At 67.4% G+C, this 12,794-nt stretch carries 13 protein-coding genes; 10 read left to right on the top strand and 3 right to left on the bottom strand.

Going from position 1 to position 12,794, the window contains the following annotated elements:
- Positions 1-13: 13 nt before the first annotated feature.
- Both ACLARN_RS22415 and ACLARN_RS22410 read right to left on the bottom strand, forming a co-directional pair.
- Entirely contained in the window at positions 14-526 is a 513-nt protein-coding gene (locus tag ACLARN_RS22415) for a DUF742 domain-containing protein (protein WP_409493401.1), read from the bottom strand.
- Positions 527-732: 206 nt separating this feature from the next.
- Positions 733-3,015, bottom strand: coding sequence for a (Fe-S)-binding protein (locus tag ACLARN_RS22410; protein ID WP_409493400.1), 2,283 nt, complete (start codon positions 3,013-3,015; stop codon positions 733-735).
- A 152-nt stretch (positions 3,016-3,167) separates the two neighbouring features.
- Here ACLARN_RS22410 and ACLARN_RS22405 point away from each other — a divergent pair, with 152 nt between their 5' ends.
- The 3 genes from ACLARN_RS22405 to ACLARN_RS22395 are packed head-to-tail and all read left to right on the top strand — an operon-like array spanning position 3,168 to position 4,511.
- On the top strand, positions 3,168-3,494 hold the full coding sequence (locus ACLARN_RS22405) for a DMT family transporter (protein ID WP_409493399.1): 327 nt from the start codon (positions 3,168-3,170) through the stop codon (positions 3,492-3,494).
- Complete coding sequence (locus ACLARN_RS22400) at positions 3,495-4,055, top strand: TetR/AcrR family transcriptional regulator (protein ID WP_409493398.1); 561 nt, start codon at positions 3,495-3,497, stop codon at positions 4,053-4,055.
- Between the two features lie 21 nt (positions 4,056-4,076).
- Complete coding sequence (locus tag ACLARN_RS22395) at positions 4,077-4,511, top strand: GNAT family N-acetyltransferase (RefSeq protein WP_409493397.1); 435 nt, start codon at positions 4,077-4,079, stop codon at positions 4,509-4,511.
- A gap of 75 nt (positions 4,512-4,586) precedes the next feature.
- Here the strand turns inward: ACLARN_RS22395 and ACLARN_RS22390 are convergent, their stop codons facing one another.
- On the bottom strand, positions 4,587-5,126 hold the full coding sequence (locus ACLARN_RS22390; protein WP_409493396.1) for a YbhB/YbcL family Raf kinase inhibitor-like protein: 540 nt from the start codon (positions 5,124-5,126) through the stop codon (positions 4,587-4,589).
- A gap of 161 nt (positions 5,127-5,287) precedes the next feature.
- On the opposite strand from ACLARN_RS22390, the gene ACLARN_RS22385 reads away from it, so the two are divergent.
- The 7 genes from ACLARN_RS22385 (at position 5,288) to ACLARN_RS22355 (ending at position 12,639) form a co-directional block, all read left to right on the top strand.
- A complete protein-coding gene (locus ACLARN_RS22385) occupies positions 5,288-6,055 on the top strand; it encodes a DUF4097 family beta strand repeat-containing protein (RefSeq protein ID WP_409493395.1) in 768 nt (255 codons plus the stop codon).
- A 28-nt stretch (positions 6,056-6,083) separates the two neighbouring features.
- The gene (locus ACLARN_RS22380; protein WP_409493394.1) at positions 6,084-6,770 is read left to right on the top strand and encodes a DUF4097 family beta strand repeat-containing protein; all 687 of its coding nucleotides are present in this window, start codon (positions 6,084-6,086) and stop codon (positions 6,768-6,770) included.
- Positions 6,767-8,173, top strand: a complete 1,407-nt coding sequence (locus ACLARN_RS22375; RefSeq protein ID WP_409493393.1) for an alpha/beta hydrolase — start codon at positions 6,767-6,769, stop codon at positions 8,171-8,173. Before ACLARN_RS22380 ends, ACLARN_RS22375 begins: the two co-directional genes overlap by 4 nt.
- A 166-nt stretch (positions 8,174-8,339) precedes the next feature.
- Complete coding sequence (gene dnaK, locus ACLARN_RS22370) at positions 8,340-10,226, top strand: molecular chaperone DnaK (protein ID WP_409493392.1); 1,887 nt, start codon at positions 8,340-8,342, stop codon at positions 10,224-10,226.
- Positions 10,223-10,993 (top strand): nucleotide exchange factor GrpE, encoded by a 771-nt coding sequence (gene grpE, locus ACLARN_RS22365; protein WP_409493391.1) that lies wholly within the window; start codon positions 10,223-10,225, stop codon positions 10,991-10,993. The genes dnaK and grpE overlap by 4 nt, the downstream gene beginning before the upstream one ends.
- A gap of 33 nt (positions 10,994-11,026) precedes the next feature.
- Positions 11,027-12,202 carry a molecular chaperone DnaJ gene (gene dnaJ / locus ACLARN_RS22360; RefSeq protein WP_409493390.1) on the top strand — a complete coding sequence of 392 codons (1,176 nt, stop codon included), beginning with the start codon at positions 11,027-11,029 and terminating at the stop codon, positions 12,200-12,202.
- A 5-nt stretch (positions 12,203-12,207) separates the two neighbouring features.
- Positions 12,208-12,639, top strand: coding sequence for a heat shock protein transcriptional repressor HspR (locus ACLARN_RS22355; RefSeq protein ID WP_409493496.1), 432 nt, complete (start codon positions 12,208-12,210; stop codon positions 12,637-12,639).
- Positions 12,640-12,794: the final 155 nt, after the last annotated feature.

The following is a 12,794-nucleotide window of genomic DNA, read 5'->3' as shown; positions in this document are numbered from 1 at the left end:
GAGTGCGCCGATCTCACAGACGACGCAAACCCTGGAGGACGCGTTCCATCAAGGCGAGTGCCGGATGACCGTCGAATTCAGCCTGCGTTTCATGAACGGTAACCAGGCCGAGTTCGGCCATGTCACCCAAAAGGACCTTTGCAACGCCGAGTGGAACGCTTAATGAAGCGGCGACTTCGGCGACGGAAGTCGGACGTCGGCACAGTGATCGGACCGAATGGAATTCCACGCTGAATCCCGGCGCGCTCCAAGGCGCGTCGTTCCGGACGGAAATCATCGCTTCGATGGCGAAGTTCCGCTTGGACTGTGTGCGTCCGCCCGTGCGGACGTACGGGCGGACGCGCGTGCGCTGCCGTTCCTGCCGCGGCGGCCGCCGGGCGGCCGGGATGCTGGGGATGGTCGCTTCCTGAGCCATCCGGGCGAGCGCCGCGGCCGACGGCAGGCGGGCCATCGGGCGACCTGTCGACGATCCCGGCATCGCGAGGCGGTGTTCCTTGCCCGGACGAAGTTCGTGACGGTTGCCCATTGATTTTCCTCGCCCCTTTTTCAGACCTACTGCCTGTGCCGCCTAAAGCAACCTCGTGAACGACAACGGCAACGAGGAAACGCCAGCTTATCGTCGCCGTGTACCGCCGAACGGGTAAGGGAAGGGAATGGTCTGGACCGGATAAAACACGAGGGAACATTCTCTCGCATTATGTGCGAGAGAATGTCCCCTCCGACCTTGAGGTTCTACTTGTCTTCCTCCGAAAGTGGAGTTTCGTTGGCGGGCTCGTCCGCCTTCTCGTCGAGTTCAGCATCTGAGACGGCGTCCAAGGACGGCGCGCCGGCCGGGACCAGTTGCGGCTCCGGCTTGCGCTTGACGGCGGTCAGCAGGAGCTGTGCAACGTCGACGATCTCGACCTTCTCGCTCGCCTGTCCGTCGCTCTGGCGCGCGGTGAGGCCGTCGTTGAGCATCACCTTGCAGAACGGGCAGCCGGTCGCGATCTTCGACGGCGCGGTGCCGAGCGCCTCGTCCACGCGTTCGACGTTGATCCGCTTGCCGATCTTCTCTTCCATCCACATGCGCGCGCCGCCGGCGCCACAGCACATCGACCGGTCGCCGTGCCGCGGCATCTCCCGCAGCTGCGCGCCCGAAGCGGTGACGAGCTCGCGCGGAGCGTCGTAGACCTTGTTGTGGCGGCCCAGGTAGCACGGGTCGTGATAGGTGACGTCCTCGGCGACCGCGGCCACCGGGGTCAGGTGCTTCTCCCGCACCAGGCGGTTGAGCAGCTGCGTGTGGTGCACGACGTCGAACTGGCCACCGAGTTCCGGGTACTCGTTCGCGAGGGTGTTGAAGCAGTGGGCACAGGTGACGACCACCTTGCGCGCCTTGCGTTCGCGGCCCTCGAACACCGAGTTCAGGATCTCGACGTTCTGCTGCGCCAGCATCTGGAACAGGAACTCGTTGCCCGCGCGGCGGGCCGGGTCACCGGTGCAGGACTCCTCCGAGCCGAGCACCGTGTACTTCACGCCCGCGATGTGCAGCAGCTCCGCGACGGCCCGCGTGGTCTTCTTCGCGCGGTCCTCGAACGCGCCGGCACAGCCGACCCAGAAGAGGTACTCGGTGTCGCCGAGGTCGCCGTCGAACACCGGCACCTCGAACTCCAGGTCCTCCGTCCAGGCGAGCCTGTCCTTGGCGTTCTGGCCCCACGGGTTGCCCTTGTTCTCCAGGTTCTTGAACATCCCGTTGAGCTCGCTGGGGAACGAGGACTCGATCATCACCTGGTAGCGGCGCATGTCGACGATGTGGTCGACGTGCTCGATGTCCACCGGGCACTGCTCGACGCAAGCGCCGCAGGAGGTGCAGGACCACAGCACCTCGGGGTCGATCACGCCGCCGTCGTCGCCGATGAGCGCCTTCTGGGACTCCGCGATCGCGAGGACGTCGATGCCCGCGTACATGTCGTCACCGGAGAGACCGACCTCATCGCCCGCCATGTCGCGCTTGCCGCCCGCGAGCAGGTACGGCGCCTTCGCGTAGGCGTGGTCGCGAAGCTGCGTGATGAGCAGCTTCGGCGAAAGCGGCTTGCCGGTGTTCCACGCGGGGCACTGCGACTGGCAGCGGCCGCATTCGGTGCAGGTGGAGAAGTCCAGCCAGCCCTTCCAGCTGAAGTCCTCGACCTTGCCGACGCCGAACGTGTCCTCGTCCGGGTCCGCCTCTTCGAGGTCGAGCACCTTGCCGTTGCTCATCATCGGCTTGAGCGCGCCGAGCGCGACGCCGCCGTCGGCCTCGCGCTTGAAGTAGATGTTGAAGAAGGCGCTGAACCGGTGCCAGGCGATGCCCATCGTCATCGTGCGCGCGATGACGATCAGCCAGATCGTGGCGCTCATCAGCTTGACGAAGGCGAACACCGAGACCAGGTTCGGGCTGGCGGGCAGCAGTTCACCGATCGGGTGGGAGACGAACGCGGCCCAGACCGGGGTCTCGTGGACGTCCAGCGCGGACTTCGCGGCGCGGACGCCGATGATGCCGATGCCCTCGATGAGCACGACGGCTTCGATGAAGTACGCCCACTTGAAGTTGGAGCCCTGGAAGCGGGACTGCCGGTCGGCGCGGCGCGGGTGGTTCTTCTGGCGGACCCAGATCAGCGCCAGGATGCCGACGATGGTGCCGACGCCGAGCAGCTCCATGAGCAGCTGGAACAGCGACCAGTCGTCGAGGATGGGCCAGCCCCAGGTCGGGACGAAGACCTCGCCGTACGCCTCGAACAGGGCGAGTGACCCGATCAGGAAGCCCCACATGACCAGCCAGTGCGCCGGACCGACGCTCTTGACCTTGTTCATGCGGGTGTGCGCGGCGAATTCCTTGATCAAGGTCTTCAGCCGCGGCATGAATGGGCCGTTGCGGGTCGAGTCCGGCTGACCGAGGCGGATCACCCGCACGAAGCGGGCGATGGTCGCGAAGAACATTCCCCAGGCGACGACGCCGAGCAGGACTGCGATCCCGCCGAGCGTCAGCTGTACAGCGCCCATCGTCGGGTGCCTTTCGTCCGAGTGAAGCTGTGGTGGTTCGGGCAGACTAATGCTTCTTACTGATGGGTAACCCACTGGCCGCGCCCAAGTCCCACCGATGTGGTGTACACCTCTCTTTGTTTTAAGACGATCGTCCAGGTAGTTTTTGTGACATGGGTGCATATCTTCTTCTCGCTTTGGCCATCGCCGCCGAGGTATCCGCGACGGTCTCGTTGAAACTTTCCGAGGGCTTCAGCAAGGTGGGCCCGTCGATCGTCGTGGTCCTCGGCTACGCCGTCGCGTTCGTCGCGCTCGCGTACGTTCTGAAGGCGGGCGTGCCGGTGAGCGTCGCCTACGCGATCTGGGCCGCGGCGGGTGTCGCGCTGGTGGCGGCCGTCGGCATCGTGTTCTTCAAGGAGCCGGTCAACTTCTCCGTGATCGCCGGGCTGGTACTGGTGATCGGCGGTGTCGTGTTGATCGAGGCAGGGAGCGCGCACTAAGTGAAGATCCAGATCGACGGCCGGAAAGCCAGGGGCGAGAAGCGGCGCGAGGAGATCATCGCGGCCGCGCTGCGGGTGATCGAGCGGGACGGCGTCGCCGGTGTCACCCATCGGACGGTCGCCGCCGAGGCCGGCGTGCCCACCGCGTCGACGACGTATCACTTCTCCAGCCTCGACGACCTGCTGATCGCGACCCTCATCTCATGCGCGAGGGATATGGCGACCGAGGTCTACTGGATGATCGACAGGGCCCGTTCGCGCGGCAGCCGCGGCGCGGAAGAGGTCGCCGGACTGCTCGCCGAGGCGCTGGGACCGCGGCGCGGCCGGACGATGGCGGAATACGAGCTGTACCTGCTGGCCGCGCGGAAACCCGAACTGCGGCCCGCCGCGCGGCGCTGGCTGGACGTGTTGACCTCGATGGTCCGGCACGACGACGAGGTCGCCTTCCGGGTGTTCCTCGCCGGCATCGACGGCCTGCTGATCCAGGGCCTCATCGACGACGAGCCGCCGTCCGCGGAGGAGCTGCGGCCGGTGGTGGACTACCTGCTGAAACCTCGTTGACCTGCCGGGTAGCTTCGGATCATGCGGACTGTCGGCGCTTACGAACTGGATGACGACCCGGCTCGGGTGGACCTCGACGTGGTGTGGAAATGCCTGTCCACCGACGTCTACTGGGGTAAGTGGCGAGACCGCGAGATGATCGAGAAGGTCTTCAAGAACGCGTGGCGCATCGTCGGTGCGTACGAGGCCACGACGGGCCGCTTGGTCGGCTTCGCGCGGGCGTTTTCGGACACCGTCGGCAGCGCCTACCTGGCGGACGTCTTCGTCCTCGAGGACGCGCGCGGCGCGGGACTCGGCAAGGAACTGGTCCGGGAGATGATCGACAACGGGCCGGGCGCGGAGTTCCGGTGGATGCTGCACACCGCCGACGCGCACGAGCTGTACCGGCCGTTCGGCTTCGGGGATCCGCCGGAGGGGCAGTACATGGAGCGGTCGCGGGCCAACGGGCAGAGCTAGCCAAGTACATGATGGCCCCCTTCCTTGCGTCTAGCGCAAGGAAGGGGGCCATCATGTACTTGAGAGAAAGCCGCCTCAGCCCTTGTTTTCGTGCAGGGCGGTAAGAGAAGCCCGCGCGATCGCGTGGCTGAAGAGGTTGAAGCCGAGCAGAGCCGGCGTAGCGTCTTCGCCGACCTCCAGCTTTTCGACGTCGACTGCGTGCACCGTGAAGATGTACCGGTGCGGCCCGTGCCCGGGCGGCGGGGCGGCCCCGAGGAACTGCTTCACGCCGCCGTCCCCCTTCAGGGTGACAGCGCCCTCCGGCAGACCGGACCCGGCCTCGTCGCCCGCGTTCGCCGCGAGCGCGTTCACGGAAGCGGGGATGTCGAACACCGCCCAGTGCCAGAACCCGCTCGCGGTGGGGGCGTCCGGGTCATAGCAGGTCACGGCGAAGCTCTTGGTCTCGGCGGGGAAGCCGTCCCAGGACAGCTGCGGGGAACGATCCTCGCCGCCCGCGCCGAAGATCCCGGACAGCTGGGGCGTCGGCAGGAAGCCGCCTTCCTCGATGTCGGTGCTGCTCAAGGTGAAGGCAGGCAGATCGGGCAGGAAGTCGTACGGATCGGGTGCCTGCGGCATGCGTCCTCCTGATCGTGGAACCGATGACGAAGCCAGGTTAGGACCCCGAGAACCCCGGCGCGGGATCAGGGACGAATCCGGGGGTTACCCCTATGTCCATCCCGGCGCGGTGCCTTTAGCGTCGAGACACACGAAAACCTGCTCTGGAGGGACTCAACACCATGGCGCGCCCACTCCTCGCAATCGGAGGCATCGCCTTGATCGGCGTCGGTGTCCTCACCGGCCTCGGCTGGTGGTGGCCGTCCGACGCGGAGGCGACCTCCGAGCTGACCCAGTCGATCAAGAGCGTCCGCGTCGAAAACGACGAGGGCACGGTCAAGATCCGCACGGGCGGCGGCCCGGCGAAGGTCCACCAGGAGTTCTCGTACCGCTGGAACAAGCCGGGTGATGCCTACCGGGTGGACGGCGACACCCTGGTCCTCGCCGGCTGCGGCGACAACTGCGAGGTCGACTACGACGTCACGGTCCCGTCGGGGGTCCCCGTCACCGGACGGGTCGACTCCGGCGCGGTGGACATCGCCGGTGTGTCCACTGTGGACATCTCGGTCGACTCCGGCCGGGTCGAGGTGCGCGACGTGCCGGGCACCGTGAAGGTCAGGGCAGACTCCGGTCGCGTCGAGCTGAAGAACATCGGGCAGGACGTCGACGTCAACGCGAGTTCCGGCGCGATCAAGGGCGAGCGGCTCGGCGGGAACGTGAAGGCGCAGGCCGACAGCGGCCGTATCGAACTCGAGCTGGTCAAGGCCGCGAACATCACGGCCAAGAGCGACAGCGGTTCGATCGAGGTCACCGTGCCCTCCGGCGACTACGACGTCAGCGGCACCACCGACAGCGGCAGCCGCGAAATCGACGTGAACCAGTCCGGTTCGGCCCAGTACAAGCTCGATCTCAACACCGACAGCGGAAGCGTCAAGGTCAACGCGGCCTGACGGATTTTATCGGGGGAAACACTTTCTCATGGGGAACAAGGCTCTGTTCACTAAAGAGCGGCGCGTCCTCGGCGCGCTCGCGCTCGGCGCGCTGACGGCCTTCGGGATCGTCGGCTGCACTACCGAAAGCCGCCAGACGCTGAACGACGGCACGCCCGTCACCGAGCAGATCACCGCGGTCCGGGTCGACGTCCCGGTCGGCGGCGTCACGCTCCGGGTCGAGGACGGCGCACCGGTCTCGCTGCGCCGCGAAGTCACTTACACCGGCCGGAATCCCGGCAAGACGCACAGCGTCGAGAACGGCACGCTCGTCCTCGGCGGTTGCAGCCAGTGCGGTGTGGACTACGACGTCGTGGTCCCGCGTGAGCTGGCGATCTCCGGCGCGATCGGCACCGGCAAGATCACGCTCGCCCGCGCGGCCTCGGTCGACCTGCGCGGGGAAGTCGGCGACATCAAGGTCCAGAGTTCATCGGGCCCGGTGCGGTTGATCACGGGTACCGGCGACGTCGAGGTCGGGCTCGCCAAACCCGGCGCGGTCACCGTGAACGCCGACGTCGGCAAGGTCACCGTCACCGTCCCGGACGGCGCGTACCAGGTCCATGCGAAATCGGAGGTCGGCGGCGTCGAAACCGGTGGCGTACGGCAGGACCAGGCTTCGCCGAACGTCCTGGACCTCAGGGCGGGCACCGGCAAGGTCACGGTGAAGGCCGCATGAAGACGAAGGCACTCGCCGCCGTCACCGCACTGGCCCTCCTCCCGCTTTCCGCGCTACCGGCCTCCGCCGCGCCCCGGATCGACTGGAAACCGTGCGCGACCGAGTACGCGCCGACCCTGGAGTGCGCGAGCCTCCGGGTGAGCGGTCCCTTCACGATCGCGCTGGCGAAACTGCCCGCGACCGATCCCGCGCGCCGCGTCGGTTCGCTGCTGACGAATCCGGGCGGGCCGGGCGGCTCCGGTGTCACCGTGCTCAAGTACGGCGGCCGCGGTTTCGCGCTGGACAAGCCGGAAATGGCCGAAGCGCGGCAACGGTTCGACGTCATCGGCTTCGACCCGCGCGGCGTCGGGGCCAGTACGCCCGCGGTGACCTGCGGGCCGACGCTGCACGACCCGTCGATCGGCCGCTTCCCCCGGAACCGCACGGAATACGACCGGTTCATCGAGCACAACCGCGCTTCGGGTCAGGACTGTCTCGACCGGACCGGTCCGGCGCTGTCCAAAGTGGACACTTGGAACGCGGCGGACGACATCGAGTCGATCCGGGTCGCCCTTGGTGAGCCGAAGGTCAACTGGCTCGGTGTCTCCTACGGTTCCGAACTCGGCGCGGCGTACGCGGAGAAGTATCCGAAGCGCATCCGCACGATGGTGCTCGACGGCGCCATCAACCATTCGCTGCCGACGCGGCAGGCGATCCTCGACGAGGCCATCGCGACCGAAGGCGCGCTCAAGGACTTCGCCCAGTGGTGCACGACGTCGGACGAGTGCGCGCTTCGCGGCAAAGACGTCCTCGCCACCTACGACGCGCTCATGGCGACGCCGGGCGGTGTCCCGTCCTCCGAACTCGGACGGAACGTGACAGCCGAGGAACTGGCGACCGGTGTCTACGGCTGGATCATCCTGCCGGCGTTCTGGCCGGACTTGAGCAAGGCGACGGCGGAGAAGCCGGACGCGTCCGGGCTACTGCCCTACTCACAGCTGGACCCGTCCTACGGCGCATACCGCGCGATCGGCTGCCACGACTTCGGACCGGCCTTCACCTCCTACGCCGAGGCGAGGGTGATGCAGGGGCTGATCAAGACCGTGGCCCCGCACAGCTGGCGGTACTCGGAGTTCTGGGACCTCGCGAGCGGATGCGCGGGCTGGCCCGTCACCCCCGCGTACCCGCCGCGGCCGCAGAAGGTGCGGGGTGCGGCGCCGATCCTCGTGGTCGGCGGTGAACACGATCCGGCGACACCGCTGGTGTGGGCGAAGGGGCTCGCGCGGAACATCGAGAACTCGACGTTGCTGGTCAACGCCGGGTACGGGCACACGGGGCTGCTCAACTCGGCCTGCGTGCGTACCGAAGAGGTGAAGTACCTGGTGAGCGGGGTCACACCCGCTCCGGACAAGATCTGCCACTAGGCCGGGAACAAGACGCCCAGGTCGCTCGTTGACCCGGATACAAGGTTGAGTGCAGGCGACTCAAGTCCGGCTTGACGGAAGCCGCATCATCCCGATAGAACTTGCGTGACACCCACTCAAGGTGGGAGTGAACCCGCAGGTCACGAACTAGCAGGAGGAACACACCATGGCGCGAGCGGTCGGCATCGACCTCGGCACGACCAACTCGGTCGTCGCTGTCCTTGAGGGCGGCGAGCCGACGGTCATCGCCAACTCTGAAGGTTCACGCACCACCCCGTCCATCGTCGCCTTCGCCAAGAACGGCGAAGTGCTGACCGGTCAGCCTGCCAAGAACCAGGCCGTGACGAACGTCGACCGGACCATCAGGTCGGTCAAGCGGCACGTCGGCACCGACTGGAAGACCGAGATCGACGGCAAGGCCTACACCTCGCAGGAGATCAGCGCCCGGGTGCTGATGAAACTCAAGCGCGACGCGGAGGCGTACCTGGGCGAGACCATCACCGACGCGGTCATCACCGTCCCCGCCTACTTCGAGGACGCGCAGCGGCAGGCCACCAAGGAAGCCGGGCAGATCGCCGGCCTGAACGTGCTCCGCATCGTCAACGAGCCCACCGCGGCGGCGCTGGCGTACGGCCTCGACAAGGGCGAGAAGGAACAGACCATCCTGGTCTTCGACCTCGGTGGCGGCACGTTCGACGTCTCGCTCCTGGAGATCGGTGAGGGCGTCGTCGAGGTCCGCGCGACCTCCGGTGACAACCACCTCGGCGGTGACGACTGGGACGAGCGCATCGTCACCTGGCTGGTCGACAAGTTCAAGGCCTCCAACGGCATCGACCTCACCAAGGACAAGATGGCGCTCCAGCGCATCCGTGAGGCTGCCGAGAAGGCGAAGATCGAGCTGTCCAGTTCGAACTCCGCGGGCATCAACCTGCCGTACATCACCGTGGACTCGGACAAGAACCCGCTGTTCCTCGACGAGCAGCTTTCCCGCGCCGAGTTCCAGAAGATCACCTCGGACCTGCTCGAGCGCACCCGCAAGCCGTTCAACAACGTCATCCGTGACGCGGGTGTCGCCGTCGGCGACATCGACCACGTCGTGCTCGTGGGTGGTTCCACCCGCATGCCGGCCGTGTCGGACCTGGTCAAGGAGCTGACCGGCGGCCGCGAGCCGAACAAGGGCGTGAACCCGGACGAGGTCGTCGCCGTCGGCGCCGCGCTCCAGGCCGGTGTGCTCAAGGGTGAGGTCAAGGACGTCCTGCTGCTCGACGTGACCCCGCTTTCGCTGGGCATCGAGACCAAGGGCGGCGTGTTCACCAAGCTCATCGAGCGCAACACCACGATCCCGACCAAGCGTTCGGAGATCTTCTCCACCGCGGACGACAACCAGCCGTCGGTGCAGATCCAGGTGTTTCAGGGTGAGCGCGAGATCGCCGCGCACAACAAGAAGCTCGGCATGTTCGAGCTGACCGGTCTCCCGCCCGCGCCGCGTGGCGTGCCGCAGATCGAGGTCACCTTCGACATCGACGCCAACGGCATCGTGCACGTCCTCGCGAAGGACCTCGGCACGAACAAGGAGCAGTCGATGACGATCACCGGTGGCTCCGCGCTGCCGAAGGACGACATCGAGCGCATGGTCAAGGACGCCGAGGCGCACGCCGAAGAGGACAAGCAGCGCCGCGAGGAGGCGGAGACCCGCAACCAGGCGGAGACCCTCGTCTACCAGACGGAGAAGTTCGTCAAGGACAACGAGGACAAGCTGCCCGAGGAACTCAAGGGCAAGGTGAAGTCCGCGATCGACGAGGCCAACGAGGCGCTCAAGGGCACCGACTCGGCGAAGATCCGCGAGTCCATCGAGAAGCTGAACACCGCTTCGCAGGAGCTCGGCACCGCGCTCTACGCCAACGCGGCGGGCAACGCCGCCGATGACGCCACCGCCGGTGAAGGCGCGACCGGTTCCGCCGGCGCGGGCACCGGTTCGCAGGCCAAGGCCGACGACGTCGTCGACGCCGAGATCGTCGAAGAGGACGAGCAGGACAAGAAGGACAAGAAGTGACGGGACGCTACGACGAAACCGAGGGCCGGGGCCCGGAGGAACCGGTGGTCGTGCGGGATCGGCGGCGGATCGACCCGCTGACCGGTGAGGTCCGTCCGGCCGCCCCGGCAGCCGAACCCCAAGACGGCCCGAAGCACGCTGCCCCTGTCGAAGAGCCCGTAGTGGCCGAAGCGCCGGAGCCCGCGACACACGCGGGCCCCAGCCTCGGGGAGTCCATTGTGGACGATTCGGTGTCGGTGGCCACCGGCCTGGAGAAGGAGCTGGCGGAACGCACCGCCGACCTCCAGCGTCTCCAGGCGGAGTACGCCAACTACCGCAAGCGCGTGGACCGCGACCGCGAACAGGTCGTCGCCGGCGCGAAGGCGTCGGTCGTCGGTGACCTGCTCCCGCTGCTCGACGACCTCGAGCGCGCGGAGCAGCACGGCGATCTGACCGGTGCCTTCAAGGCGGTCGGCGAGAAGCTGGTCGGGAGCTTGCAGCGGTCGGGTCTCGAACCGTTCGGTGCCGAGGGCGAAGCCTTCGACCCGAGCGTGCACGAGGCCGTCCAGCACAGCACCTCTCCGGACGTCGCGGGCCCGACGGTAACCACGGTCATGCGCCGTGGTTACCGCTTCGGCGAGCGCGTGCTTCGCGCGGCGCTGGTCGGGGTCACCGACCACGAACCCGGCGCGGCCCCCGCACCGGAGGCGCAGGCCACCCCGGTCGACCCGCCCGTCGGTGGCGAGCTGCCGCTCGACGGCGAGCTCTTCGATGAGAACAACCGCTGATCGGCGATACGGCGTGAAAGGAGGAGACGTTCGGTGAGTGCACGGGAATGGATCGGTAAGGACTTCTACCGTGAGCTGGGCGTCTCCTCCGACGCCACCGCGGACGAGATCAAAAAGGCCTATCGCAAGCTGGCCAAGGAGAACCACCCCGACGCCAACGCGGGCAACGCGGAGGCGGAGAAGAAGTTCAAAGCGGTCTCCGAGGCCTACGGCGTCCTTTCCGACACGTCCAAGCGCAAGGAGTACGACGAGGCCCGGCGCCTCTTCGGCTCCGGCGGTCCCAGTGGCTTCGGCTTCCCGGGCGGTGGCGCCGGTGGCGGCGGGTTCGACGTCGGCGACATCTTCGGCCAGTCGGGTGGTCAGCAGCAGGCCGGTTTCGGCGGGCTCGGCGACATCCTCGGCGGTCTCTTCGGCCGTCGTGGCGCCGCCGGTGCCACCGCGAACCGGCCGCAGCGCGGCGCGGACGTGGAGACCGACGTCCGGATCGACTTCACCGAGGCGGTCAAGGGCGCGACCCTGCCGCTGCGGCTGTCGAGCCCGGCGACCTGTTCCACCTGCGGCGGGAACGGCGCGAAGCCGGGGACTTCCCCGAGGACGTGTTCGACCTGCCAGGGCAGCGGGCTGGTCAGCCGGAGCCAGGGCGCGTTCGCGTTCTCCGAGCCGTGCCGCGATTGCCGCGGCCGCGGCACGATCATCGACGACCCCTGCCCGGAATGCGCGGGCGAGGGCGTCAGCACCCGCACCCGCACGCTGACCGTGCGGATCCCGCCGGGCGTCGCCGACGACCAGCGGATCCGGTTGGCCGGCCAGGGTGAACCGGGCCGAGGCGGCGCGCAGCCGGGCGATCTGTACGTCCGCGTGCACGTCGCGCCGCATCCGGTGTTCGGGCGGCAGAACCTCGACCTGACGATCACCGTGCCGGTTTCCTTCGCGGAACTGGCCCTCGGCGGCACGATCACCGTGCCGACACTCGAGGGCAAGGTCTCGCTGAAGGTGCCGCAGGGTACGGCCAGTGGTCGCGTGCTTCGCGTGCGCGGCAAGGGAATCGCCAAACGGGACGGCGCACAGGGCGATCTGCTGGTCACCCTGCAAGCGGCTATCCCGTCCAAATTGGACGACAAGGCCCGTGAGGCCTTGGAGGCCTACGCGGAGGCCATGTCCGAGCACGACCCGCGACCGGAGATCACCGAACTTCTCGAAGGCAGGTGAGCACGATGTTCGGCGGGCTGCCGCACGACGGTGCGGACGAGGACACCCCGGTGTTCGTCATTTCGGTGGCGGCGCAGCTCTCCGGCCTGCACGCGCAGACCCTGCGGTCCTACGACCGCCAGGGTCTCGTGTCGCCGGGCCGGACCTCCGGTGGTGGACGCCGTTACTCCATGCGGGACATCGCGTTGCTGCGCGAAGTGCAGCGACTGTCCCAAGAGGACGGTGTCAACCTCGCGGGCATCAAGCGGATCATCGAGCTGGAGAACCAGGTCGACGCTCTCCGCGCGCGGATCGCCGAACTGACCGAGGAACTCACGGCCGCGTACGTCTCCGCCGAACAGACGGCCGCGGCCGTGCACGCCTCCTACCGCAAGGACCTCGTGCCCTTGCGGCAGCAGACCGCCTTGGTCGTCTGGAAGCCCAAAAAACGCAATTAGTCACCTACTTGCGAGATCTCCGTCCAGTCACGCGTGATCTCCGCGCAATCACGCGAGATCGCTGTCCAATCACGCGAGATCGCCGGTGGACAGCGAGCCCACAACGCCAGCAGGCGGCATCGTTTAGACCTCTAGTTGCGAAAGATCGCAATTAG

Origin of the sequence: Amycolatopsis sp. cmx-11-12 (genome assembly GCF_046269425.1) — a bacterium.
In the GTDB taxonomy this organism is placed as follows: Bacteria; Actinomycetota; Actinomycetes; order Mycobacteriales; family Pseudonocardiaceae; genus Amycolatopsis.
The sequence above is the reverse complement of the archived record's forward strand: the minus strand, read 5'-3'. Positions and strand labels throughout refer to the sequence as shown.

What these genes read in the sequence shown, in the direction of transcription:
- ACLARN_RS22380 (WP_409493394.1), top strand. Translation starts at nt 6,084, where the DNA reads ATGGGGAACAAGGCTCTGTTCACTAAAGAGCGGCGCGTCCTCGGCGCG.
- ACLARN_RS22355 (WP_409493496.1), top strand. Translation starts at nt 12,208, where the DNA reads ATGTTCGGCGGGCTGCCGCACGACGGTGCGGACGAGGACACCCCGGTG.
- dnaK (WP_409493392.1), top strand. Translation starts at nt 8,340, where the DNA reads ATGGCGCGAGCGGTCGGCATCGACCTCGGCACGACCAACTCGGTCGTC.
- ACLARN_RS22410 (WP_409493400.1), bottom strand. Translation starts at nt 3,015, where the DNA reads ATGGGCGCTGTACAGCTGACGCTCGGCGGGATCGCAGTCCTGCTCGGC.
- ACLARN_RS22385 (WP_409493395.1), top strand. Translation starts at nt 5,288, where the DNA reads ATGGCGCGCCCACTCCTCGCAATCGGAGGCATCGCCTTGATCGGCGTC.
- ACLARN_RS22415 (WP_409493401.1), bottom strand. Translation starts at nt 526, where the DNA reads ATGGGCAACCGTCACGAACTTCGTCCGGGCAAGGAACACCGCCTCGCG.
- ACLARN_RS22395 (WP_409493397.1), top strand. Translation starts at nt 4,077, where the DNA reads ATGCGGACTGTCGGCGCTTACGAACTGGATGACGACCCGGCTCGGGTG.
- ACLARN_RS22375 (WP_409493393.1), top strand. Translation starts at nt 6,767, where the DNA reads ATGAAGACGAAGGCACTCGCCGCCGTCACCGCACTGGCCCTCCTCCCG.
- ACLARN_RS22405 (WP_409493399.1), top strand. Translation starts at nt 3,168, where the DNA reads ATGGGTGCATATCTTCTTCTCGCTTTGGCCATCGCCGCCGAGGTATCC.
- ACLARN_RS22390 (WP_409493396.1), bottom strand. Translation starts at nt 5,126, where the DNA reads ATGCCGCAGGCACCCGATCCGTACGACTTCCTGCCCGATCTGCCTGCC.